The sequence below is a fragment of the Anabaena sp. WFMT genome, assembly GCF_051781005.1.
Classification (GTDB): Bacteria; Cyanobacteriota; Cyanobacteriia; order Cyanobacteriales; family Nostocaceae; genus Anabaena.
In genome coordinates, this window is record NZ_JBPWOA010000053.1 from 1 (window position 1) to 25,468 (window position 25,468).

20 protein-coding genes are annotated in these 25,468 nt (G+C 38.3%); 15 read left to right on the forward strand and 5 right to left on the reverse strand.

The window, feature by feature from the left end:
• The coding region (locus tag ACSQ6I_RS25645; protein WP_438893056.1) for an amino acid permease at window positions 1-2,156 on the reverse strand (2,156 nt) is incomplete at its 3' end.
• Window positions 2,157-2,209: 53 nt separating this feature from the next.
• Between ACSQ6I_RS25645 and tmk the strand changes: the two genes are divergently transcribed.
• The 10 genes from tmk (at window position 2,210) to ACSQ6I_RS25695 (ending at window position 12,098) form a co-directional block, all read left to right on the forward strand.
• Window positions 2,210-2,842 (forward strand): dTMP kinase, encoded by a 633-nt coding sequence (gene tmk, locus ACSQ6I_RS25650; RefSeq protein ID WP_438893057.1) that lies wholly within the window; start codon window positions 2,210-2,212, stop codon window positions 2,840-2,842.
• Window positions 2,842-3,795, forward strand: coding sequence for a DNA polymerase III subunit delta' (holB, locus tag ACSQ6I_RS25655; protein WP_438893058.1), 954 nt, complete (start codon window positions 2,842-2,844; stop codon window positions 3,793-3,795). The genes tmk and holB overlap by 1 nt, the downstream gene beginning before the upstream one ends.
• A gap of 67 nt (window positions 3,796-3,862) precedes the next feature.
• Window positions 3,863-4,264: an MAPEG family protein gene (locus tag ACSQ6I_RS25660; RefSeq protein ID WP_438893059.1), complete on the forward strand. Its 402-nt coding sequence runs from the start codon at window positions 3,863-3,865 to the stop codon at window positions 4,262-4,264.
• Between the two features lie 916 nt (window positions 4,265-5,180).
• Window positions 5,181-5,681 (forward strand): DUF2231 domain-containing protein, encoded by a 501-nt coding sequence (locus ACSQ6I_RS25665; RefSeq protein WP_438893060.1) that lies wholly within the window; start codon window positions 5,181-5,183, stop codon window positions 5,679-5,681.
• The gene (locus ACSQ6I_RS25670; RefSeq protein ID WP_438893061.1) at window positions 5,678-6,286 is read left to right on the forward strand and encodes a DUF2231 domain-containing protein; all 609 of its coding nucleotides are present in this window, start codon (window positions 5,678-5,680) and stop codon (window positions 6,284-6,286) included. Before ACSQ6I_RS25665 ends, ACSQ6I_RS25670 begins: the two co-directional genes overlap by 4 nt.
• Window positions 6,287-6,365: 79 nt before the next feature.
• On the forward strand, window positions 6,366-7,292 hold the full coding sequence (locus tag ACSQ6I_RS25675) for a cytochrome c oxidase subunit II (protein ID WP_438893062.1): 927 nt from the start codon (window positions 6,366-6,368) through the stop codon (window positions 7,290-7,292).
• A gap of 53 nt (window positions 7,293-7,345) precedes the next feature.
• Entirely contained in the window at window positions 7,346-9,022 is a 1,677-nt protein-coding gene (gene ctaD / locus ACSQ6I_RS25680; protein WP_438893063.1) for a cytochrome c oxidase subunit I, read from the forward strand.
• Window positions 9,023-9,192: 170 nt separating this feature from the next.
• The gene (locus ACSQ6I_RS25685; protein WP_438893064.1) at window positions 9,193-9,789 is read left to right on the forward strand and encodes a cytochrome c oxidase subunit 3; all 597 of its coding nucleotides are present in this window, start codon (window positions 9,193-9,195) and stop codon (window positions 9,787-9,789) included.
• Between the two features lie 81 nt (window positions 9,790-9,870).
• Complete coding sequence (locus ACSQ6I_RS25690) at window positions 9,871-11,244, forward strand: DNA cytosine methyltransferase (RefSeq protein ID WP_438893065.1); 1,374 nt, start codon at window positions 9,871-9,873, stop codon at window positions 11,242-11,244.
• A 14-nt stretch (window positions 11,245-11,258) separates the two neighbouring features.
• Window positions 11,259-12,098 carry a TdeIII family type II restriction endonuclease gene (locus ACSQ6I_RS25695; protein WP_438893066.1) on the forward strand — a complete coding sequence of 280 codons (840 nt, stop codon included), beginning with the start codon at window positions 11,259-11,261 and terminating at the stop codon, window positions 12,096-12,098.
• 82 nt (window positions 12,099-12,180) lie between these two features.
• On the opposite strand, the gene ACSQ6I_RS25700 is transcribed toward ACSQ6I_RS25695, so the two are convergent.
• Window positions 12,181-14,166 (reverse strand): hypothetical protein, encoded by a 1,986-nt coding sequence (locus ACSQ6I_RS25700; RefSeq protein WP_438893067.1) that lies wholly within the window; start codon window positions 14,164-14,166, stop codon window positions 12,181-12,183.
• Window positions 14,167-14,653: 487 nt separating this feature from the next.
• Here ACSQ6I_RS25700 and ACSQ6I_RS25705 point away from each other — a divergent pair, with 487 nt between their 5' ends.
• Window positions 14,654-15,874: an ATP-grasp domain-containing protein gene (locus ACSQ6I_RS25705; RefSeq protein WP_438893068.1), complete on the forward strand. Its 1,221-nt coding sequence runs from the start codon at window positions 14,654-14,656 to the stop codon at window positions 15,872-15,874.
• Window positions 15,875-16,064: 190 nt separating this feature from the next.
• Window positions 16,065-16,952 carry a succinate--CoA ligase subunit alpha gene (locus ACSQ6I_RS25710; protein ID WP_438893069.1) on the forward strand — a complete coding sequence of 296 codons (888 nt, stop codon included), beginning with the start codon at window positions 16,065-16,067 and terminating at the stop codon, window positions 16,950-16,952.
• A 239-nt stretch (window positions 16,953-17,191) separates the two neighbouring features.
• Here the strand turns inward: ACSQ6I_RS25710 and ACSQ6I_RS25715 are convergent, their stop codons facing one another.
• Together ACSQ6I_RS25715 and ACSQ6I_RS25720 are read right to left on the reverse strand one after the other, a co-directional pair.
• The gene (locus ACSQ6I_RS25715; protein WP_438893070.1) at window positions 17,192-19,033 is read right to left on the reverse strand and encodes a tetratricopeptide repeat protein; all 1,842 of its coding nucleotides are present in this window, start codon (window positions 19,031-19,033) and stop codon (window positions 17,192-17,194) included.
• Window positions 19,034-19,139: 106 nt separating this feature from the next.
• Window positions 19,140-19,631: a hypothetical protein gene (locus ACSQ6I_RS25720; protein WP_438893071.1), complete on the reverse strand. Its 492-nt coding sequence runs from the start codon at window positions 19,629-19,631 to the stop codon at window positions 19,140-19,142.
• Between the two features lie 93 nt (window positions 19,632-19,724).
• On the opposite strand from ACSQ6I_RS25720, the gene ACSQ6I_RS25725 reads away from it, so the two are divergent.
• Window positions 19,725-20,735, forward strand: a complete 1,011-nt coding sequence (locus ACSQ6I_RS25725; protein WP_438893072.1) for a metallophosphoesterase family protein — start codon at window positions 19,725-19,727, stop codon at window positions 20,733-20,735.
• Between the two features lie 32 nt (window positions 20,736-20,767).
• Window positions 20,768-21,805: an ATP-binding protein gene (locus tag ACSQ6I_RS25730; protein WP_438893073.1), complete on the forward strand. Its 1,038-nt coding sequence runs from the start codon at window positions 20,768-20,770 to the stop codon at window positions 21,803-21,805.
• A 32-nt stretch (window positions 21,806-21,837) separates the two neighbouring features.
• Here the strand turns inward: ACSQ6I_RS25730 and ACSQ6I_RS25735 are convergent, their stop codons facing one another.
• Window positions 21,838-23,274 carry a protein kinase domain-containing protein gene (locus tag ACSQ6I_RS25735; protein WP_438893074.1) on the reverse strand — a complete coding sequence of 479 codons (1,437 nt, stop codon included), beginning with the start codon at window positions 23,272-23,274 and terminating at the stop codon, window positions 21,838-21,840.
• A 474-nt stretch (window positions 23,275-23,748) separates the two neighbouring features.
• Between ACSQ6I_RS25735 and ACSQ6I_RS25740 the strand changes: the two genes are divergently transcribed.
• The gene (locus ACSQ6I_RS25740) at window positions 23,749-25,335 is read left to right on the forward strand and encodes an ammonium transporter (RefSeq protein WP_438893075.1); all 1,587 of its coding nucleotides are present in this window, start codon (window positions 23,749-23,751) and stop codon (window positions 25,333-25,335) included.
• Window positions 25,336-25,468 lie beyond the last annotated feature (133 nt).

Consider the following 25,468-nt stretch of genomic DNA (forward strand, 5'->3'; position numbering starts at 1 on the left):
TTTTGTATTTCTGGGTTGGGATGGGGATAATGCTGCTGATAAAGTTGGATGAGTTTAATTAAATCTTGGATATATTGATTAGCGGGGCTAAGATTGCCATAAATAAAGCTAACTGGGTTATTAATTTCGTGTGCTACACCTGCTACCAATTGACCCAAACTAGACATTTTTTCACTTTGTACTAATTGAGTTGCTAATAGTTGTGCTTCTTCTTTTAATTGGGCTTCAGATTGTCGTAATATTTCCTCTGCTTGTTTGCGCTGGGTGATGTCGTGAACAATGACTACATATTCTTGAAAATCTTGATGAAGTCGGTCTGAGATGGAAACTTCTAGAGTTCTGATTTTATGATGATGATGCAGGGTATGTTCCCCTCGATTTTGCCATTCTTCTGGATATTCAGTTAATTGGGGGAGAAATTTTTGGAGGTGATATCCCAATAATTGGGATGGGTTGAAACCAAAAAAATCTTCTGTTGCGGGGTTTGCTTGACGAATAATACCCTGTTCATCTACGACTAAAATAGCATCTTGGGCAATGGTAAATAGGTGTTCGGCTGATTCCCGTGCTTCTGCTAAGGCTATTACTTCGGGTAAACTTGTCCAACAAGCGATCGCAACTCCTACAAATGCTACTGTAATCAACAAGATGACAATCAGATTCTTTGTAGTAGTGTTGGGAGGTGCATTCAACAGCCAAACAAATACACAACCTGCTAAAACTGCACCGCATAACAGAAACATCAACATCCCCACTTGTATCAATAGGGAATCTTTGACTGGTGTGCGTCGTTGTGATTTATACAGCCTTATCCACCAATAGGAACGGAAAACCGGGAGGGGAAGATAACGGACAAAAGCATCAATCGCTAATACAACAAATGGCGCTAACAACCCGGCTAGAAAATCTTGCCAACCCCACGCATAGGCAGTTACTAACAGAATTACAGCTTCTAAGATATAAACAACTAAAGATAGTTTTGGCCACAATACGTCAGCTTGATTTCGTTTTCTCCATAACCCCAAGTGCATAAGCATGAATGCTACAAACCAGGCTACATTCCCCACGATGACAATTTGAGATATGTCTCCCCACAGAAAGTAAATTATACATATACATAAACTCAAAACCAGTGCTGAACCAAAGACTCCACGAGAGGAAACTAGAGAAAATACCGATGCTAAATGCTTATCTCTAGCTAACTGGTAAATAATTCGGGGGGAATTAGAAACAGCGGTTGCTGAACCGAGTAAACAACATCCAGCGAGTAAAAAAGTGATGGTGATAGGGGCAAAGTCTCCCCAAAATTGGGTAGCAGCGGCAACAAGGTTAAGATAAGCATCATCCCCTAAATCTGGCAGGGTAGATAAACGAATTATTACCCAAGAACCACCAATAAAAATGGGTGGCATTAACCAAGTTGCAATATCTAGAAATTTTAAGGTTTGTTGGGGATGACGACTATCAGCGATAAAAGAGGAAACAGTTTCACAACTATAGGCTGTATAGCTGATAAAAAAGAACCATTTAGCCCAATTTATAAAACTTAATGATGACCAATGTTCAGGAAAAAAGCTGGGACTATGAGGAGAAAAAGCTAAAAAACCGAGTCCTTGCAGACAAAATGATAAGAGTACAAGTAAAGCCGGCAGTGAAAATAATAAATGTAAAATACTTAAGGCACGACTGCCACTAAAGGCAAGAACAAAAGGTAGTATGGTAAAACCGAGTTTGAAAATTAGTTCTGGACAGGTAATACCCAATACATCCAGATTAGATTTAATCATCTCTGTGATGATGACGGCATTGAGTGGGACAACGGAAAGCCAGGAGATGAGATATCCAATTGCAGCATAACGAGCAATAATGGGGTGGCCATTCCATAACCGGGCTATGTAGTTAGGAGTACCACCAGATACATCTAATAAATTTCTACCTAGATGCTTAACTTGATAGTTGATTAACATTCCCACGATGATTGCCGGAACCCAAACAAATATAGCTGCCGTTCCCAAGTCCGCATGAACGGTTGCGACTAGTGTAGGCCAACTGAGATGGTTGGTGATACCGAAAGTCCAGGTTTCCAAAGTAGTCATGCTTCTTGGTAAACTTTGGAATGCAAACTGATGGGAGACTGGACTATAGGAACGTAACATAAGTCTTTTTTTGTCTGAGGTTAAAAAAATTGGTGGGGGAAAAGTTTTAAAACATGAGTGGTAAATTAATTGTATTTGAAGGTGTGGAAGGTTGTGGTAAAACTACCCAGATGCAACTGTGTTATCAGTGGTTACAGAGTTTAAGTATATCCGTAGTGTTGACTCGTGAACCGGGGGGAACGGAGTTAGGTTCACATTTACGAAGGTTATTACTGGAAAAGTCGGAAGATAAGCCAGTGGGGGAAGTAACAGAATTATTGTTGTATGCTGCGGATAGAGCGCAACACATTGCAGAGGAACTGAAACCTAATTTAGCAGCGGGAAAATATATTTTGTGCGATCGCTATACTGACTCTACCATTGCCTATCAAGGTTATGGCAGGGGTTTGAGTATGAGTATCATTAATCAGCTTAATAACATTGCGACTGGTGGGTTAGAAAGCGATTTGACTATTTGGCTAGATGTTGATGTGGAAGTGGGACTAGCGCGGAAACGTGGCAGTGAAGCAGCACTAGATAGAATAGAGCAAGAAGCGATCGCATTTCATCATCGTGTCCAACAAGGCTATACAGAATTAGCCGCAACTTACCCGTCACGAATTTTCCGAATAGATGGAAGTTTAAGTAAAGAATTTGTGCAACAGACTATCAAAGAAATTTTGAGCGATAGATTTTTTAATTCGTAATGTTTTCCCCATTAATAGGACAAAAACAAGCAATAGAATTATTAACCCAAGCTGTTAAACAAAACCGCATTGCCCCAGCTTATATGTTTGTTGGTGCTGAAGGTGTGGGACGAAGTTTAGCAGCTAAATGTTTTATTGAATTGCTGTTTTCTATTTCCGTAGAACCACAGCAAATACCCACCTTACACAATCGTATTCGTCAAGGAAATCACCCTTCCTTATTTTGGGTACAACCAACTTATCAATATCAAGGACAAAGACTCACCGCAGCCGAAGCAGCAGAAAAAGGAGTGAAACGTAAAGCACCTCCTGTAATTCGCTTAGAACAAATTCGAGAAATTACCCAGTTTCTTTCCCGTCCACCTTTAGAAGCACCGAGAAACATAGTAGTTTTAGAACAAGCCGAAACAATGGCCGAAGCAGCTGCAAATGCTTTACTCAAAACCTTAGAAGAACCGGGAAAAGCGACATTAATTTTAATTGCACCTTCTGCTGAGTCTGTTTTACCGACCTTAGTTTCCCGTTGTCAGAAGATTCCTTTTTATCGACTAGATACAGCCTCTGTGGCTCAAGTGCTGACACAGACAGGGAATGAAGAGATTTTACAGCATCCAGAAGTATTGAGTTTAGCAGCGGGTAGTCCTGGAAGTGCGATCGCATCTTATCAACAATTACAAACAATTCCCAATGAACTACTCCAACAGCTAACAAAAACGCCTAAATCTTACCGCAATGCTTTAGAATTAGCCCAGAGAATTGATAAAGAATTAGATACAGAAGCGCAATTATGGTTAATTGATTATCTACAACAATCTTACTGGCAACAAATACATCAACCCAAAATTATTGAACAATTAGAAAAAACTCGCAAAAATTTATTATCTTATGCTCAACCGCGCCTAGTTTGGGAATGTACATTTTTATCCTTATTGCAAATATCGCAATTGCGTTGATTTTGAGCCAAAATTATGATCATTATGCACTATAATTTATTTAGTAATTTTCAATTTTTAATTATCTATGTCTCCTTGGACTAGCCTTGTTACAGTGCTGGCACTTATTGTTTACTTTGTAGTCACAATTAATGTTGGTAGAGCCAGATTTAAATATAAAATTAGTCCTCCTCAAACAGTAGGAAACCCTGATTTTGAAAGAGTGCTGCGCGTTCAACAAAATACCTTAGAACAACTGATTTTATTTTTACCTGCTTTATGGTTGTTCTCAATTTATATCAGTCCAATTTGGGCTTCTGCTTTAGGTACAGCTTGGATAATAGGACGCATTGCTTATGCATGGGGATATTATCAAGCAGCAGAAAAGCGAGGTATAGGCTTTGCTATTAGTTCTTTAAGCAGTATAGGACTAATTTTAGGTTCACTAATTGGGATTATTTTATATTTGGTAAAACTGCCAGGTATCTAGTAGCATTTAGAAAATTTCAACTGTCTGAATCAGGATTTACAGGATTAAAGGATTTACAGGATCAAAAATATCAAGACAATGTATGATTAATCCTGCTAATCATTTAATCTTAGAAATCCTGTATCCCTGACAGGAGATTAAGCCATATTAGATATTTAAATATTTTCAGCATGAAGAAGACAATGTATGATTAATCCTGATAATCCTTTAATCCTGTAAATCCTGATTCAGACATTTACTTAAGAAATTTATAAACAAGCGGTACGTTTCTCTCATCCAGCCTACAGCAAATAATTTACAATAATTCTTAACTAGATAAAAATGAGCAAATAGACAATTTTTATCAGTACCAGAAATAATCTAAATTTCTGTTATTTAGATGACAAAGTAATAATTCTTATATGTACAGCACTAGACATCAAAATATATGCCTTTTATTTCATAATAATTTAAAGAAAGCAAAGGTAGCTAGATTAGCATATTTTCTTTCTTACTCCCTCTTATTCTAAAAGTTCAGCTTTTAGTTTTTTGACAATTTATAAAAATTTACGTAACCTAAAAAATAGGTCTAGTAAATCAAAACCCCAACAGCGATTTAGTTTAGCTATACTCAAAACGGTTCAAAAGTGTCATTCTGAACGAAGTGAAGAATCTCCGAGATACTTCGCTGCACTACGTTACGCTCAGTATGACATAAGTCCAGATTTCACCCGTTTGCAGTATACATCGAGAATTGCTGTTACAGACTGTCGTTATGAGCATAAGACTTGACCCAAAATCATTCGCTATACATTTGGGTATTGGAAGTAGAAAATTTTCTAATGATTAACGTGTGATTTTTGATAGTGACAATAATTGATATCTATCAATTATTTAAATGTGGCAGAGGAGTAGTAAATAAATCCAGGAGAATTCCATGTTCGAGTCCTTAACGTCGCTAAACGAGCATAATTTACCCTATCCAGATCCACTGCATCCCATCGTAGTTCACTTCGTAATTGCGATGATATTGTTTGCATTTTTCTGTGATTTAGTTGGCTTTTTAACTGGAAAAACTGGCTTCTTTGAAGTAGGTTGGTGGAACTTATTTGTAGCTACAGTATCCATTTTCATTGCCATTATCTTTGGTCAATTTGAAGCAGGGTTAGCCAAACCTTACAACCTAGTCAAATCAGTATTAAATTACCACACCTTAATCGGTTGGTCACTGTCAGGAATTCTCGCTGCAATTACAGCTTGGCGTTATGTACTCCGCACTCGTGACCCACAAAGATTACCAATTCATTATTTAGCAGTTGGGTTACTTTTAACCATACTTGTTAGTTTTCAAGTATATCTCGGTGATGAATTAGTGTGGGTTTACGGACTGCACACAGTTCCAGTTGTGGAAGCCGTAAAGGATGGAATCTTACCATGAACTCAGAATTAATTGATCAAGTCAGCGCCCAAATGGGAGCAAATGGATTACCTTACACAATTCCTATTCATCCTAATTTAGTTCATTTAACTTTGGGATTATTCATCATTGGCATTATCTTTGATATAGCTGGTGTCCTTTTTCCCTTAGAAAACTGGCTGTTTAAATATTTGGGTTTAGCTGTTGAACGCGCCCAATTATTTGAAGTTGGTTGGTACAACATGGTAGGTGCAGCTGTGATTACATTTTTCACAGTTGCGGCTGGTTTTTATGAAATGTTGTTAGCAACTCCACCAACAGACTTAAAAAGTGCTTGGGGTTTGCAAGCAATGGAAACCATGATGTGGCATGGTGTAGGCGGAGTTTTCTTATTAGCTTTGATGATTGCCATGACATTTTGGAGAGGATGGCAACGTTATATTTCCTGTAAAGATTCAGATCAACAAGTGCGCTGGACTTATTTATTAGCAGGAATTTCCATCATGTTTGTCATGTATTTACATGGCACATTAGGAGCGCAATTAGCAGGTGAATTTGGTGTCCATAACACTGCTGATAACTTATTGAGAATGGGACAAGACATCAATCAGGTATTGGGTAATTAATTCGTAATTCGTAATTAAGAACCTTTTGTTGCTTATTCCTAATTACCACTGACAACTGACCAATGACTAATGACTAATTATGAACATTCGGCTGATTTTAAATCTTTTGACCTTGATGACTGGGGGGCTGATTGTCACGATTACCAGTATCTTCATTGGTAAACAGGCTTATTCTTGGCTTCCCCCCCAAGGCGCGGCTGAATCTCATCTTGTTGATGATTTATTTAGCTTTTTAGTGACATTAGGTGCTTTCATCTTTTTGGCTGTTATCAGTACCGTTTTGTATTCTGTCACCTTCCACCGCGCCAAAAGCTACGATTTGAATGATGGACCACACATTGAAGGTAACGTCACCCTAGAAGTAGTGTGGACAGTAATACCGATCATGTTGGTATTGTGGATTGGCAGCTACAGTTACCAAGTTTACGAAGAAATGGCCATTCAAGGGCCAACCCAACTGGTACACCTGCATAATCCAATGGGCATACAAACTGCCTATGCAGAAGAAAAAGAAGCAGAAATTGAAATTGCGGGTGAACCATTAGAAAAAATTGACGTACTAGCCAAACAGTGGTCTTGGGTGTTTCATTATCCTGAAAAAGATATTACTAGTACAGAATTGCATTTACCGAGCGATCGCAGAATTCGTTTAGCCCTACAATCAGAAGACGTACTCCACGGCTTTTACATTCCCGCTTTTCGCCTCAAACAAGACATCATTCCCGGCAAAACCATCGACTTTGAATTCACACCCATTCGCCCCGGCAAATATAGCCTCACCGATTCCCAATACAGCGGCACATACTTTGCAACCATGCAAGCCAACGTGATTGTCGAAACTCCAGAAGAGTATCACGAGTGGTTAGAAAAAGCTGCAAACCACATCCCCACACCCGCGAAAAATCAAGCAGCCAGCGAATACGCCCAAACCAGCAACCAAAGCATAAAAACCGGTTGGGAAAGTGTCAAACCTGCTGCACCTCCAGTAGTTAATTTTTCGCGTTAACTAACTCTTCCTTTGCGCCTTTGCGTGAGCCTTCCAAATTTGGAAACCAACCAATGACAAACATACCTATTTACATTGCTGGTGAAACACATCACCACGAACCGCCCAACGACTGGAAAACATATTTTACCTTCAGCACAGATCACAAAGTAATAGGTATTCAATACCTAGTTACCTCCTTTATCTTCTTCCTTGTCGGCGGTATCTTCGCCATGATTTTGCGGGGAGAACTTATCACTCCCGAATCTGATTTAATAGACCGTACCGTTTATAACGGAATGTTCACAATGCACGGAACCGTCATGCTGTTCCTGTGGACATTTCCCTCCCTCGTTGGTCTAGCTAACTACCTCGTACCCATCATGATTGGGGCGCGAGACATGGCATTTCCTCGCCTGAATGCTGTTGCCTTTTGGATGGTTCCAGTAGTGGGAATCCTCCTCATGTCCAGCTTTTTTGTACCTGGTGGTCCCGCCCAAGCAGGTTGGTGGGCTTATCCCCCCGTCAGTTTACAAAACCCCACAGGTCACTTAATTAACGGTCAAGTTCTGTGGTTATTAGCGGTAGCGATTTCCGGCGTTTCCTCCATCATGGGTGCGGTCAACTTTATCACCACCATTGTGAAAATGCGTGCGCCAGGAATGGGTTTCTTCAGAATGCCTTTATTTGTATGGGCAGTATTTAGCGCCCAAATCATCCAATTATTTGGACTTCCTGCGTTAACTGCGGGTGCAGTCATGCTACTGCTAGATTTAACAGTTGGTACTGCCTTTTTTGACCCCAGCAAAGGCGGGAACCCAGTGATGTTCCAGCATTATTTCTGGTTTTACTCCCACCCAGCAGTTTATGTAATCATTCTGCCTGTGTTTGGGATTTTCTCAGAAATATTCCCCGTTTACTCGCGCAAACCGTTATTTGGTTATAAGGTAGTTGCAGTTTCATCCATGTTAATCGCCATAGTTAGTGCGATCGTCTGGGTACACCATATGTATGTCAGTGGTACTCCGGGCTGGATGCGGTTGATTTTCATGATGACAACAATGTTTGTCTCCATCCCTACAGGGATTAAAGTATTTGCTTGGGTAGCAACAATTTGGGGTGGAAAAATTAGATTAACTACACCAATGATGTTTGCTTTGGGTGCTTTAGTAATGTTTGTATTCGCTGGTATTACAGGAATTATGCTTTCTTCTGTACCAGTAGACGTTCACGTTAACAACACCTATTTTGTAGTTGGTCACTTCCATTATGTTCTTTACGGAACAGTGACAATGGGTTTGTATGCAGCCATCTATCACTGGTTCCCCAAAATGACAGGGCGGATGTTTAATGAAGGTTGGGGACAAATTCACTTTTGGTTAGCATTCATTGGTACTAACCTCAACTTTTTACCCATGCACCCATTAGGTTTGCAAGGGATGTTACGCCGAGTCGCTTCCTACGCACCAGAATATACTTTCTGGAATGTTATCGCTAGTCTTGGTGCATTCTTATTAGGAATGTCCACCTTACCCTTCATTTTCAATATGTTAGTTTCTTGGACACAAGGTGAAAAAGCACCTAATAATCCTTGGAGAGCAATTGGTTTAGAATGGATGATTTCTTCTCCTCCTCCTGTAGAAAACTTTGAAGAAATTCCCATCATTATTAGCGGACCTTACGGCTACGGAAAATCAGATCCATTAACAGCCAACCTGGAACGCCAAACAACATTACAAAACGCAGAATAATGCAGAGAAAAAGAAGGACGCAGAAAACCTCTGCGTACCCTCTGCCTTGAAAAGTTTCCTACGCCGGGAAACCCGGCTTTCCTGCGGAACGCTTACGCGAACGATGAACTTTTCGCTGCGTTTCCCTCCGCGTTCCTTTGCGTTTAAAACTAAAAAGGAGAAATTACCCAATGGATAGTTCTATTCATCCTGAAGAATTGCATCATGCCAGCCATGAACACGATGAAGAAGGCAATAAAATGTTTGGTTTTATTGTCTTTCTCTTATCTGAAAGTGTCATTTTCTTAAGTTTCTTCGCTGGCTATATTGTCTACAAAACCACAACTGTAAACTGGCTACCTGCTGGTGTTTCAGGACTGGAAATTACAGCACCAACAATCAACACAGTAATTCTGGTTTCTAGTAGCTTTGTAATTTACTTTGCTGAAAGATGCCTACAACGTGACAATTTACAAGGATTTCGCCTGTTTTTGTTGGCTACAATCGTCATGGGTAGCTACTTTTTATATGGACAAGCTGTGGAATGGAGTGAATTAGAATTTGGGTTTACTTCCGGTACTTTTGGGGGGATGTTTTACCTGTTAACCGGTTTTCACGGTTTGCACGTTTTCACTGGTATTTTGTTGCAGTCCATTATTTTGATTCGTTCTTTCATTCCCGGTAATTACGATACCGGTCACTTTGGAGTTAATTCAACTTCATTGTTTTGGCACTTTGTTGATGTTATCTGGATTATTTTGTTTCTGCTTATCTACGTTTGGCAGTAGATATTTTTCATTTTCGGTTATAATGTTTAGGGTGGGTTTTACCCACCTGATTATTTTTTTGGTAAATTCTGTTTATTTTCAATGAAATCTCTTATTAAGGCTCAACAATTAGAATTATTCCAATTATTTCAACCAATAACAAGCATAAAAACCACAACCAAATTTACCTTTGTTGACCTATTCTCCGGCATCGGTGGCTTTAGAATACCTCTGGAAGAATTAGGAGGAATTTGTTTAGGTTATTCGGAAATTGACAAAGAAGCAATCAAGGTTTATCAAAATAACTTTATTCGTGATACCAACGCTGACGAGCCATATTTAGGAGATGTAACTAATTTAAACCAGCTACCTTTTGAAATAGATGTTATTGTCGGTGGTGTTCCTTGTCAACCTTGGTCTATAGCAGGTAAATTAAAAGGTTTAGAAGATCCCAGAGGTAAATTATGGATTGATGTTTTTAGAGTAGTAAAAGCTAATCAACCAAAAGCATTTATATTGGAAAATGTTAAAGGTTTAACTGAGCCGAGAAACAGATCAAGTTTAGAATACATACTTGATAATTTATCATTATCCGGCTATGTGGTTAAATATCAAGTTCTTAATTCCTACGATTTTGGGTTACCTCAAGATAGAGACAGAATATTTATTGTTGGTATTAGAAACGATATAAGTAATTGTTGGGGTTTTACCTTTCCTCAAGCTGTAAATAAACATTTGAAATTATATGATGTCATACCTGATATTCAACGCGATAATTTTTCTAAAAAGAAATTTATTTCAGAACTTTTATTTACAGATGGTAAAATTCCTGCTTCTAGAGGTAGATTTCAAAAAATAGACGAATTAAATGATTTCTTTTTATTCTCAGATGTCAGAAATGGGCATACTACCATTCATTCTTGGGACTTAATAGAAACAACTGAGAGAGAAAAGCTAATTTGTCAAACCATTTTAAGAAACCGCAGAAAGAAAATTTACGGAGATAAAGATGGGAATCCTTTAAATTTTGAGGTTTTACAATCTTTAATTGCTGGGTTACAAATTGAAAAAATCAATCTTTTGGTAAACAAAGAAATTCTGCGTTTTGTAGAAGACAAAGGATATGAATTTGTTAACTCTAAAATTTCATCAGGAATTAATGGAATTTCTAAAATATATTTACCTCATGCTGATGCTATTGGCACTTTAACCGCGACGGGAACACGAGATTATGTAGCAACTATATCTATAGAATGTGATGAACCAGAAGCATATAAGCAAAAGTTCATTCAAGAAATTTATCTCAAAAATCACTACAAACCTTTAACTGCCAAAGATTACGCAAGATTACAAGGATTTCCAGAAAGTTTCCAAATAGCAGATAATGAAACTAAAGCTAAACATCAATTTGGTAATGCTGTTTCTGTTCCTGTAGTCTACCATCTGGCTAAATCTTTACTCAACATTATTATTTAAACATTGGTTAACAAATGATAGCTATTAATAGTATAACTCGCGCAGCAATAAAAGGATATCTAGAAGGGTTTATTGATGGACTTGTAGATGAATATAAAGGACGTAAAATTTTAAAACCAGAGAATGCAGCCGAGTATTTATCCAGATATTCATCTAATGGGGAATTAAAGCCATTTCAAGCTGCACTTATCCCACCAGAATTAATACGCATTAATCAATTTGAAAGAGGTTTGAGTACAAAGTTAGGTAATTCTTTTGAAGAATGCACTCGTTTAATTGCGCTAGAACATCATCAAGATGTGCGTCGAGGTTATGATATTAAAGCTGAGGTAAGTGTTGCTGCTTTTGCGGAAGCTGAACGTCAAAAAGAAAAATATGAATCTGCTGTAACAAATAAGCAAGGTAAGCCATCTTTAGAGCAGATGATAACAGCAGTTTTGAATGCTAGACGCGGTGATGATTTAGAACTTAAAACTGTTCGCACTGACTTATATATTTTAACTAAAGATGGAACAGAATTATTTTTTGAAATTAAAGCACCAAAACCAAATAAAGGACAATGTTTAGAGGTGACACAAAGATTATTGAGATTTCACTTACTCCGGGGCAAAAATCGGCCTCAAGTTAAAGCTTATTATGCTATGCCTTATAATCCTTATGGAGTAACAAAAGCTGATTACAAGTGGTCATACGCCTTAAATTATATGCCTTTTAATGAGGCTGTTGTTATTGGTAATGATTTTTGGAAAATCATAGGTGGAGAAACTGCTTATGAAGAATTACTAGAAATTTATTTAGAAGTTGGACGCGAGAAAGGTAAATATATGCTTGATGCTTTAGCTTTTGGATTTTAGCTTTTATACAAAATTCTACTTTTATTGTGAAACTATTTGAAGAACAAAAGCTTCTGAGCCGAAGCTAGAAGCCTTGTTTCTTCTATTGCGGCTGCTTCATATATCTTTCCTGTCCTTGGGAATTATAGAGAACTAGACGCAGGTTAGCATTGTCACTAATTACTCCTAGTGCTTCTCGCAAGGTTTGGAAGTGACTTTGTAAATCAGGATTATCACTTTGTAGTGTTTGGTCATATTCTGGGGTTAAGCGGACGCTAATACCTTGATTCTCTATGGTAAAAGTGCAGAAGCGCATTCCATTGACACAGGTGCTGCTCAGATCAGCACGAGTTTGGGTTAAATTACCATAGAGTTGCTGTTTTTGTTGTGCCTCTGCTAGAGCCGTCGAATAGGCTTGAATTAGAGATTGTGCTTGATTGTAGTTGAAGCTATCTTGGCTAATTTGTCGAGCTGTCTGCCCTGCTTGTTGCCAAGATGCTACTGCTGCTTGCCATTGACTTTTTTGCTCAAAGACTTTGGCTTGATTAGCCAGGTTGACAGCTTGTTGATAGAGTGTAGCTGCACGCATTTCTTTTCTAGAGCGATCGCGTGCCAAGATAAATTTGGGTTGATAATCCATTAACAGGTTTTGTGCTTCCTGATATCCTGTACTCGTTGAAGGGATACTTTTCAAGGCATTAATAGCCCCTTGCCAAGCCGATTCTACCCTTTGCCAGTCATTACCAGATTTAGCCTTTGTTTCGCGCTGGGTGGCTGAATCAGCTATGGTTTTAGCTGTGTCTAGTTTTTTCAGCCATGTTTCTTCCTGGAGTAACTGCTGATTTAATGTTTGTAAGTTGCGTTGATAATTTGGCAACTTTGCCTTTACCAGCCCATAGAGTTGATTCTCTGGTTTGATCGGCTCTAATGGTGCGATCGCTTGCCGCCATAAACTTTGTCTGGTGCGTAGTTCTTCTAGGCTATTAGCTGGAGTTTTAGTTTTTTGCTCTGCCACAGATCCTGCCTGTAAAGCTTTTACCACCAGGTTAATTTTTGTTGACTGCTCAGAAAAACTTACACTCAGTTCCTGCGCTTGCTGGTGACGAGGTGACCATTGAGGAATTATTTTTAGATCAGAAATTACTGTATCTAATTGCTGTTGCACCGCTAATAATTCCTGCTCAGATTTAGCACGACGTATCAACTGCTCAGACTCACTTTTAAATTTCTCGGCAGTTTGTAACTCTTGACACTGGCCAATCACGCAAGAACGAGTCAAAAAGAAAGCACCACCACCAAAAACCACTGTCATCCCCAATACCGCACCTAAAAGGACGGGTAAAGATGGAAGAGATAGGTTTCTCTTCTTAGATAAATTTTGTCCATCTGCGAAGGGATCAAACTTTTCTTCGTCTAATGACTCATTCTCACTATCATCCAGAAATGATGTATCTGAGCTAAACGCTGTATCTGAGCTAAATGATGTATCTGAACTAAACGATGTATCTGAGCTAAACGATGTATCTGAGCTAAACGATGTATCTGAACTAAACGATGTATCTAATTTGTAGTTGTCAGCTTCTAAAATATCATCATCCGTTGTAGAAGAGCTAAGTAATGTTTCTGATATATAATCATCCGTTGTAGAAGAGCCAAGTAATGTTTCTGATATATAGTCGTCTTGTACACTAGATGCAGAGTCAGGAAGATTAAGTGGTGGAAAAATTAGATAGCTGCTACCATTCATTTCTTCCTGGCTAAAAGTTTCCTGGTCTTCCAGTCTATCCTTTGCCTTTACCGTTATGGAATGTTTGGCGTAAGGGAGCTTTTCTCCTGAAACTCTGATATAGAATTGTACTCTTTGTGAATCATATTGAGATTGCCAGCGGAGTGCTTCTTCAAGTATCGCCAATACTTTATCTGTATCAACTACTACACTTAAAGGATGTTGAGTTAAAATCATCAGTTCATCATTTTGGACAGCACATTTGACCTGGAAGACTTGGCCAGATGTAAGTTCCAGCAGTAATTGTTCTTGCAAAATACTGGCTAGAAGTTGTAAATCTTCTTTTTGGAATGCTACTTTCATAGGGCGTTATGGCTAATTTTCTATATAGTTTTATAGTTTTTATTATCTTTGAGCGTATGAAATAAAGTACTTGCGTTGGTTACAGATAGATACATAGTTTTACTAACCGATAAAAATTTTACAGACAAAGTTAAATCTGTAACCAGAAACGGCAGAATAGCGATCCTACATTTTTATACGTCTAGATGATCAATAAGCTAATCCAAATGCGAGTATAAATTATCTAAGGAAAAATATACAATAATATTTCAGTAATTTTAGAGATTGGCAAGTTTACCAAGGGGGTGAATCAGCTCTCATCAACCAAATAGCAGCGGTTAGGCTTCTAGAAATGAATGTACCACTCTTGCTGAATTAGATAAAATTAATTCGTGCCAAATAAATTTTTTTAGTCAACCAAAGCTTGCTTATGCAATCAAGGTGCTGTAAAACCTATAAGACAGCACTGCAAACCTGCTTTGGAATTATTAATACAAGGTGTGTGTCAATGGATTTATTGGAATACCAAGTTAAAGAATGGTTTGGAAAGATGGGCATTCCCGTATTACCATCCCAGAGAATTGACCATCCTACAGATTTAAAACGCTTAAAAATTCGCTATCCTATTGTACTAAAATCGCAAGTACACGCAGATGAAAGAGCCAAAGCTGGTGGAGTGAGAATTGTGGAAACCACCATTGATGCGATCGCAGCTGCTCAAAATATCTTTAATTTACCAATTTGGGGAGAACTGCCCGAAGTCTTACTGGCAGAATCCAAGTATGATGCCAAAGAAGAATTGTATCTTGCCGTTGTTTTAGATACAGCCCTGTGTCGTCCAGTGCTTTTAGGTTGCAAAGAACCGGATATTGATTGGGAATCCCCAGGGGACAAAATGCAATATGTGGTTGTAGAACAAGAATTTTCACCATTTTATGCCAGACGACTAGGCTTGAAAATGGGCTTACAGGGTGCGCTGATGCAATCGGTAAGCGATATTGTAGAAAAAATGTACCAGTTATTTGTGCAGAAAGACCTGGATTTAATAGAGATAAATCCTCTAGCAGTCAGCGCTTCTGGGCAAGTTATGGCTCTCAATGGCAAAATCAGAGTCAACGAAAGGGCAATTAAACGTCATCCAGAAATAGTCCAAATGGCAGCAAAAATGGTTGCCCATCATCGAGGTAGCAAGATTAACAGCATCGTCGGTGATTGGGATGGGTTAGAAATACACGGGAAAATCGGTATATTAGGCAATGGTACTGGTTCAGTGTTGACAACCTTAGATGCAGTTGCTAATGCAGGTGGTAAACCTGGTATTTCTTTAAACTTAAGACATTCTTTCCTCACTGATACCTCACTAACTACTTTTTGCGATCGCTTAGAAACAGGTCTGAAAATCTTAGCTGCTGACAACAGCATTAAAGTGATTCTCATTAACTTTTTGGGTACTATTCCCCAAGTGTCCCAAATGGCAGAAATCATTGCCAACTTTATACAATTAGACCCAAAAGAACTCCAATCCCTTCTGTCTAATGGCAGTAAAATTAAGTCCAGAACCTTACCAAGATTAGTTGTACGCCTTGCTGGTTCTGATTTTGAGAATGCCAGACAATATTTAGCTACGCTCAAACCCGAAACCCAAATGCTGATAGTCGTAGAAAATTTAGATGAGGCCGTCTTACAAGCAGTTCGTCTGGCTAAGTTACCTGCACATAAAAAGCAGTAATAGGAGGCAGCCCTTCGACTTCGCTCAGGGGGCAGGGAGCAGGAGGCAGGAGGCAGAAGAAAGAAGAAAGAAGAAAGAAGAAAGAAGAAAGAAGAAAGAATTAATTTTTCTTCTCATCTTCCCAATGACTAATAACTAATGACCAATGACCAATGACTAATAACTAATAACTAATAACTAATAACTAAATATGAACTTAACACCAGACAGTAAAGTTTTAATTCAGGGTTTTTGTGAATTTATATCAGCAACTCATATTGCTCAAATGAAAGCTTATGGCACTAATTTAGTGGCTAGTGTCAATCCGGGATGTGGTGGACAGCAAATGTACGACCTGCCAGTGTTTGACTTAGTAGAAGAGGTGACAGCAAAATTTGGGTCAATTGACACGTCGATTATTTGTGTACACCCTTACCAAGTATTAGATGCTGCATTGGAAGCGATCGCATCTAATATTCGACAGATCATTATTATCTCCGCTGGTGTGCCACCTTTGGATATGGTGACATTACTCCGCAAAACAGAGACTCGTGAAATTTTGATAGTTGGACCCAACAGCCCCGGAATTATTGTTCCTGGCAAAATTCTCTTAGGAACTCAACCTAGCGAATTTTACACCCCTGGATCAGTGGGGATTGTGAGCCGTAGCAGCACTCTTACCTATGAAGTAGCCTGGGAATTAACCAAGGCTGGTTTAGGTCAGTCCATTAGTGTCAGCATCGGTAGTGATGCGATCGTGGGTTCATCGTTCCTGCAATGGTTGCAAATTCTTGATGAGGATGAAACTACAGAAGCGATCGTTTTAGTCGGTCAACCAGGAGGTGGAAGTGAAGAAGCAGCCGCAAGATACATAGCTGAAGCTATTGATAAACCAGTAATTGCCTACATTGCCGGTAGACACGCGCCATTAACTAAACATTGGCGGCCAACAGGAACTTTAGCAACCGTTGTTGGACGTGATTCCACTTTTGGCACAACACAAAATAAATTAGCAGCTTTCCAATCAGCAGACATTCCTATAGCTGAACGTCCTTCTCAAATTCCCGAACTATTGAAAAAGGTAATGGGTAATTCGTAATTCGTAATTCGTAATTGGGGAATGCCCACCAACATTAGACATCTGGTGAAAAGAAAGTAGAAATGTAGAGACGTGACAGGAACTGTCTCTACAAAGGTTTTGAATAACGTATATTTATAGTGACTTGATGTTTATGAAATAGTTCTTCCTTATCAAGGATAATCGTATCAGATTTTAAAGCTGAAGTCAACACCCTCACCTCATATTTATGGCAAACGACGACTGGGTTTAATTACAAATTACGAATCTTGATATCTGGTTAGTAATTGGGGAATATAATCATACCCATCTACACCGATAACAGAAATTATTTTGGGGCGATTTTGTTGAAGTAAAACTTGGAATTGATCTGCCCCAACTTGTCCTTTTATTATGGTCAATAAACCTGCGGCTTGTCGCCACTCATGGGAAGAAATTTGCTCTAGCAGATACATTCCCAAACCACCAGTATAAACAGCCTTTTCAAAATTAAGGAGATGATAATAAGCTTCGGCTAAATAAGCTAAATTACGACCTTGGAGATACAAATCACCAGAAACTTGTGCAGTTTTAAAACCTACCTCTAAATATTTAATTGCTGCTTCGTGTTGTGCTATTACTAAATAGGCAATACCTAAACTGCTAAAACATAAAGCTTGACTTTGAACATCGCCTAATTTTTCTGCTAACTTTAAACCTTGTTCAAGATAATTAATTGCCGATTCATAAACTTCTGGTTCGATATTTTCTAACTGCTGGGCTTGCATAACTTCGCTATAACCTAAATTTACCAGCGCGTTAGTTTCTCCAGTTTTATCACCGGCTTGTCTACTTAAAATTAATGCCCTTTGACTGTAGTTAATCGCTTCGGCATAATTTTTTTCTTGGACATAGGTACGACTGAGATGATTAAGATTAGCAATTTCACAATAGCTATCCTTAGCATTTCTCGCTATTTCTAAAGCTTGCTGATGAAAATTAATTGAGCGCGGATATTTGCCTAAAGCACGTTGAGAATATCCTAAAAGTGTCAAAATTCTGGCTTTTTCTTGAGTTCTCTCCACCGAACGCAGAGGTTCATCTAAATAATCTAAGGCATCCCGCAAAGAACTACCAGAAAACGAAGCAAAAATCCCACCGTAGAGGGGGAAATAAGGACGCTGGGCAAAAGTTCTTAAAATCTGGAGCATAATTTGTGAAGCTCCATTGCTGTAAACTATTCCTTGGGTTTGAAAAGCATTTGCTAATTGACTCCAAATTACTGCAAAGGTCAAAAATGTAGAAATTGATAATTTGGGGCCAGCTTGGATATCATAAGCTTGTTGGTCAAACCAACTAACTAAACCCCGTTGTAAAAATTGTAAAATTATTGCTAATTCTACCCAATCACTGAGGGTAATATTTTGTTGTTTTTGAACAAATTCAATTGCAGATTGTTCAAGTGCTAAGGTGCGGAAAAATGCTGCGGGGAATTCGCTTTTGACTAACTTTGCCCAACTTGCCCAAGGACCACTTTCTCCGGGTACACCACCAAATCCTAGAGAACCTTTTTGTTCATACATCCAACTCAGTAGATTTTCTTGGATACGTTGCCAAGAAGCGACACCACGAGTAATTCCTGTTGATATTTGCGCTAAATCGGAATTAGCTTCACCAAATTGCTGTAAGGATTTGGCTAATTGCTGTAATTGGGATAAATTTAATTGATATTTTAAATTAGGGTCAGTTAAACGCAAGAATACAGCTAAACGCTCATCATTACTGGCAATGGTAATTTCTCGGACTGCGAGAATTATAGCTTCCGTGGCTTTGTTTTGCTCTTGCCAGCGTTGCCATTGTGTTTGAATGGTTTTAATTGCTCTTAAACCACGCGTGGCTTTAGACTTTTTTAGTTCGTCTTTTTCACTATCTACTTGGGTTTGCAGGGTTGTCAAGCGATCGCTCAAAGCTAACTCAAACACTTCTCCTGTGCCGGAAGTAATACCTTTGAGTAGCATTTGATATACCTGCTCTACAGAGCTAATCTTACCCTTGAGAGTAGTTTCAACAATTTCATCAATTAAGGCGAGATAATGCTCGCGCAGAGGTAGGGATTCTGACACTTTAGCTAATAGAGTACATCACAACAATTCTCATTCTATAGCAATCAACAAGATCCCTTACTTGTTTAAGAAGTCGGGGATTTGAGCCTTTTGTATCACTCTGTTGTTATTTTCCGATATGAGGTGCGATCGCTCCCAAAAGGATGAGAAAAAAAATTTCTAGTAGATAGCTAATAAAAACACTAGGATTGAGTAGACCATCCCAGAGATAGCCCCGACGTTTGGGTTTAGTAGTGCGCTTTAAAGAATGAGTCCAACCACCATATATTTGAGGACTACGTAGACCACAATCAGTTGTTAAGATAGACTCTATTTCCACGATACGGGGATAGAAACCGCGCTGAAAGTGTTTCCATTGGCTTTCTAGAATCCAAAAAAACAGGGGAATTGAACAACCAATGAGAGCGATCGCACCTAATTTTTGTTGTAATGTTAAAGCTATCACCGCCCCAGTACCACTGATACCTAGTGCTTTGATAATCCAGATTTGCTTGTTGTAATCTTCAATAGTGGTTTGCAAAAAAAAGTATTCTTTTTCCAGCAAGTTTAGCTCAAATTCGCTCAAGGTTTGGGCTTGATGCTTTGATTGTAATTCCATATACAGTTATTTTTTAGGGAAGCTTACCTAAATACAATGTATAGTATCATGTAATCAAAACTCTAACATTCATATTAACGCTTACTCCAGGGAATGTATATTCTTCACTTGTCTGATCTGCATTTTGGTACTCCCGATGATGCTAGAACTTGGTATAGCCAGTTAGCAGAGGATGTGCCTGGACTAAACTGCTCTCGTCTCGATGCCTTAATCCTTTCAGGTGATATTGCCAACAGATCCACCCCTGAAGAATACGATGCTGCTAAAAAGTTTTTAGACAATCTCTGTGACGCATTTTCGATTAAGCGACAGAATATAGTTCTTGTTCCTGGCAATCATGACCTGAACTGGGAATTGTCGAAAAAAGCTTACATACTGACTGACCGTGAAGACTATCCAGGTGAACTCAAACCTGGTTACTACATAGAAGTAAATCAAGATGTAGTGAGAGTGAGAGATGAGGATAAATACAGAAAGCGATTTAGCCACTTCAGTAAGTTCTATGATGATGTCAAAGGAGAACCTTATCCTGAAAGGGAGGATCAACAAGGCATTCTGTACCCGCTTAAAGACCACAAAATCCTTCTTTTGGGGTTAAATTCTGCGTGGAATCTTGATCATTACTACAAAGAACGTGCCAGCATCAATCCAAATGCCCTCAGTAATGCTCTGAATAGGATTAATCAAAATCAAGAATACAGCAACTGGCGGAAAATAGCCGTTTGGCATCATCCTCTCAACAGCGACTCAGAAGATCGGATTAAAGATCATGGTTTTATGGAACGGTTAGCAAAAGCTGGTTTCTGTCTTGCTTTACATGGTCACATCCATCAAGCTGACAATAGCCTCTATCGTTATGATCGCAGCATTGGAGGTAGGAAAATTGAGTTGATTTCTGCTGGTACATTTGGTGCATCTACCAGAGAGTTGGTAACAGGTAATCCTTGGCAATACCAGCTATTAGAGTTAGAAGATAATAAATTAAAGGTTCGCACTCGCAAACGCGAACAAGCCAACGGTGCGTGGAAGCCTGATGCCCGCTGGATGCAAGATGAAGAAACAGCCTCGTCTTCTTATGAAATTCTGTTACCCCCAAACCCTTAGACGGCTCATCGCCAGATAATAGCACCAACACGGTGAGCCAAAATCAGGTGCGAAAATTTGATTTAGGAGATTTGGAAACAACATCTCCATTTTATGGACGCGAAAAAGAACTTGAGGATCTGCAACAATCCATTTCTAGTGGCTGTCGATTAATAGCATTGCTAGGAATGGAGGGTATTGGTAAGACTTCTTTAGCTGTGAAGTTGGCAAATAATATTCAGGGTGAGTTTGATTATGTGATTGGGCGATCGTTAAAAGATGCCCCACCGCTTACAGAACTTCTAGAATCTTTGCTTCTTCAATTACTCTCAAATCAGGCAAAAATAAATACATCAAATAGCATCGATATCGGAATAGCAAGACTCAAAGATCGTTTAAATAATAATCGTTGCTTATTATTATTAGATGATGCTGAAGCAATCTTGCAAAATAGGGAATTAGTAGGAAAATATAGAAAAGGATATGAAGACTATGATAAGCTATTAAACGCTTTTGCATATGCTCCTCATCTAAGTTGTTTGTTGATAATCAGTAGTGAGAAACCTAAATTTATAGAACTCCTGAAACAAAAAACAAAAAGGGTTCAAAGTTTTAAATTACTGAATCTAGATGATGCAGCAGCTAAAAAACTTTTTAAAGAAAAAGGCTTTTCGGATTCAGAAGAATTGACTACATTAATTAATCTTTATCAAGGTAATCCATTATATTTGAAACTCGTATTAACCATAATTCAGGAAGTTTTTGGGGGTAATGTTTCTGATTTTCTATTTCAAGAAGCAACATTAGATTTTGATAATATCTATGATATTTTAGAGAATCAATTTCAACGTTTATCAGATTTAGAAAAACAGATAATGTACTTTCTAGGCTCTAAGGATCATCCAGTTTCGTTTCATGAATTGCGAAATAATAGCTGTTTTATAGGAAAAAAATTTACAGATGCTATTAAATCTTTAGATGGGCGTGGGCTAATTAAAAATATCGAAAGTAAAGCAAGCTATACTCTCCAGAGTATGGTGGTAATAAAATACATTAAAAGAAAATTAAGGAATTATAATAAATTAATTTAAGGTTATAAAAATTTATTCCACTATTCATTGTGTTATTGGGGTTTTACAACTTCAATATTACCAACATAATCAAAATTATTTTTTATTAGTTGCTTAATCTTATTTTTCATGTCGTCATCAAGTTCATTATTATTCTTTAATGTTAATACAATAATTACATCACAGTTTGTCTGTCGAACATCACGTAAATTCACTTGTTGAATTTTTGAATCTTGTGTGGCTGCAAGAATTACCAGTAAAAAACTTTTTATATCCTTGGCTAGATTGTTATCATCCTTTACTGTTTCTCCCTGAGAAAATTTACAGCGTGAATCTGATGTAGGAGTTGGTGTAGGATTGATCTGTGTATTACCTAGATCAGGTCTTGGTGGAACAATACCTTTATAGACAACAAACAAAACTATTAACATCACTATCAAACCAAAAATATTCTTAAAAGTTAGCCACTGTTTTAACTGATTAAAAGTTAAAAATTGCTTGACTTGTTTTTGGACTTTTAAAATTTGCTTTATTTCGTCTAAACGTTGCACAATTTCTTGTGCATTTCTAGGTCTGTCATCTGGAGACCAAGCTACCAATTTATCAATAAAGCTTGCAAAAGGTCCGAATACTTGTAGTTTTTTAGCATATTGTTTCCAATTTAATTTCCCAGCGGACTTTTTTGGCAAGTCTTTAGGATGCTTACCTGTTAAAAGATGTACAAATGTATGACCTAATGCATAAAAATCCGATTGTGGTACAGCTTTGCCATCTTCTTGTTCTGGTGCTTGGTAGCCAGGAGTACCGATCCGTGTTACATCTATTCCTTTTTGAGATGCCTCTGTGATTGCTTTGACCGTATCTAAATCGATCAAAACCAATTCATTAAGGTTATTGCGAAGCATTATATTTGATGGTTTTATATCCCGATGATAAAAATCTTCTTTATGGAGTTTGGATAAAATTTTCGCCAGTTGTTGCAGCCAATCAATTGCTTTCTCCTCATCAATAGGAGAATGATTCCGACTTACCAGCCATTGTTGTAAGTTCATTCCTTCTATTTTCTCCATTACCAAGCAATATGCTGGAATTGGATTATGGGGAAATTCAATTGGGAAGTAGCCACCTTTATCTACTTTAGGAATCCCTTCAAACCAATGTTTCATCAAAACATCTGCGCTTAGGTCAAACCGAATGATTGCTTCTTCATTGTCTGTATATAAAACTTTTATAACTTTCGATTTTTTATTATCAGTAATATCAATAGCATCATAAAGTCGAGAGTTTCCTATTTGATGTTTTTCTCTTGGAATTAGTACATCAATTACCCGATACCGATTCTTCAATATCAAATTAGAGCCACAAGCTTGGCAAAATGCTTCACTGTTAGGTCTTTTGGGCTGAGTGCAGTTTGGGTTGATGCAAAGGCAATATTGTATACTGTTACATTCTTCTGGTTCTGGGTGTCCTAGCGCGTATAAGTTGACCATTGTTCTAGTAGGGAATTAGTAGGAATGAATGATAAAAGTACTCTGCAAATAGCTCGTTAAAGATGATTCCCTGACAAATTTCATAGTTGTGACTAAAATCTGCCGAGAAGTTCAAAAAATTTATAACCAACTTAAAAGCCCAGATTCAGTTAAAAATGCCTGAAAATCCTGTCTCGATTCAATTGCGAGAAAATATAGCTGCTGATTAGTTAATATGGGCTGACCAGTGCTAAAACAAGCTGGTAGTGAATTTGTAATGTTTTATTAGTGCGCTAAGAGTAGTATATTAGGAAATGTACATACAGTTTTATATTAATAAACACATCAAATCTTTACTATTCCGTAATATTAACTGGAACAATCTCCGTTAAATCGAAAAATACTGTTAAATATTTTACTTGTAAGTTTATCTCAAAACTAGTATAAATTATACATAAATCTGTATTTTTTTGCATCCCAATATTGGAATTATCTATGTTTAAGTCAAAAAACTGGAAAAACAGTAAATTTTTAATGTACGCCTGCTTACCTATAGTAATTCTCATTATACTGGGCTGTATCTCTAATGCTACTGCTGCTGACCTGCCTTCGCTAGATAGTCTACAAGTTGCTCAAAATACTCAGTGGGTACTATTAACGGGGTGCTTAGTGTTCTTTATGAATGCGGGCTTTGCTATGTTAGAGTCTGGCTTCTGTCGCAGCGCCAATGCCATCACCGTCTTAGCCAAAAACCTAATTGTGTTTGCCATTGCTACTTTAGCCTTCTGGACTTTAGGCTTTGGCTTCATGTTTGGCAATGGGAGTGATTTTATAGGCAGTAGTGGTTTTTTTAGCGCCTTGATAGGAAATGACAGGGAAGTTTTCGATTCATTAAACTGGATAGCTATCCCACTTCCTGCTAAGTTTTTCTTCCAGTTAACCTTTGCAGGAACTGCTGCAACCATTGTTTCTGGAGGTGTTGCTGAACGGATCAAGTTCGGTGCATTTATAGCTTTCAGTTTTTTCTTAGTATTGAGTTATTCCATCACAGGTCACTGGATTTGGGGCGATGGTTTTCTCTCGAAAGGTTTTATCTCTCAAGTTGGTTTTAGAGATTTTGCCGGTTCAACGGTGGTTCACTCCGTTGGTGGCTGGGCTGCTTTAATGGGGACTTTAATATTACAGCCACGCTTGGGAAAATATAGAAAATTCAACCCACATGAAAAACGCTCTCCCAGAGAAACTAGTTTTTACGGTAAAAAAATTGTTTCTATGCCAGCCCATAACCTAAGTACTGGGACTCTTGGTTGTTTTATTCTATGGCTTGGTTGGTATGGCTTTAATGCCGGTTCCACACTGACTGCCAATTCCGAAGCCATAGCTCATATTCTTTTGGTAACTCTCATGGCAGGTGCAATGGGTGGAATTGGTGCCACCTTTTGGGCTTGGCAGTTTTACGAAAAACCCAGCCTATCATTCATGATTAATGGCATCCTTGCTGGTTGTGTTAGTATCACTGCTGCTTGTGCTTTCGTTAATATTCCTAGTGCAGTTTTTATCGGTTTTGTTGGTGGGGCGTTGGTTGTTTGGGCAACAATTTTCTTAGACAAGTGTCAGATTGACGATCCTGTGGGTGCTGTTCCTGTTCACCTTGTTTGTGGAATCTGGGGAACACTCGCAGTAGGGCTGTTTAGCCAAAACCCTAATAGTTATGCTTGGTCTGAGGACTTTTTTAAGCTTGAACAAGGTGGGTTGTTTTTTGGCGGTGGATCAAATCTTTTATTTGCTCAACTCATAGGAATTCTGCTAGTTGGTGCATTCACAGTTGTATTTAGCCTTATTGCCTGGATTGGCATTAGCTATTTCATGTATATTATTTCTGATACTTATCGCTCTGAATTTAAGGTTTTCAAATATCTCAGAGTCTCACCTCAAGAAGAAGTTATCGGTCTTGATAGTTTATTCGCTGATAATGATAATGAAGTTGGGCAGCTAAAACGAGATTACACCAAACGTCAGAGAGAAAAACGTTCTTGGCAGCAAAAATCCAAGCGCCGCAAATTAGGTCAGTACCGTAGATAATGAAATTTTCATTTTTGGAAACAGAAGGTTGGCAAGATGTCTATTATGCCAAGGGATTGCCTTTCTGTAGTTTATGGAGTGCAGTTTTATAGAGTTCGTGAAGTGCAATCTTACCTAGATATAGTGTGGCTTC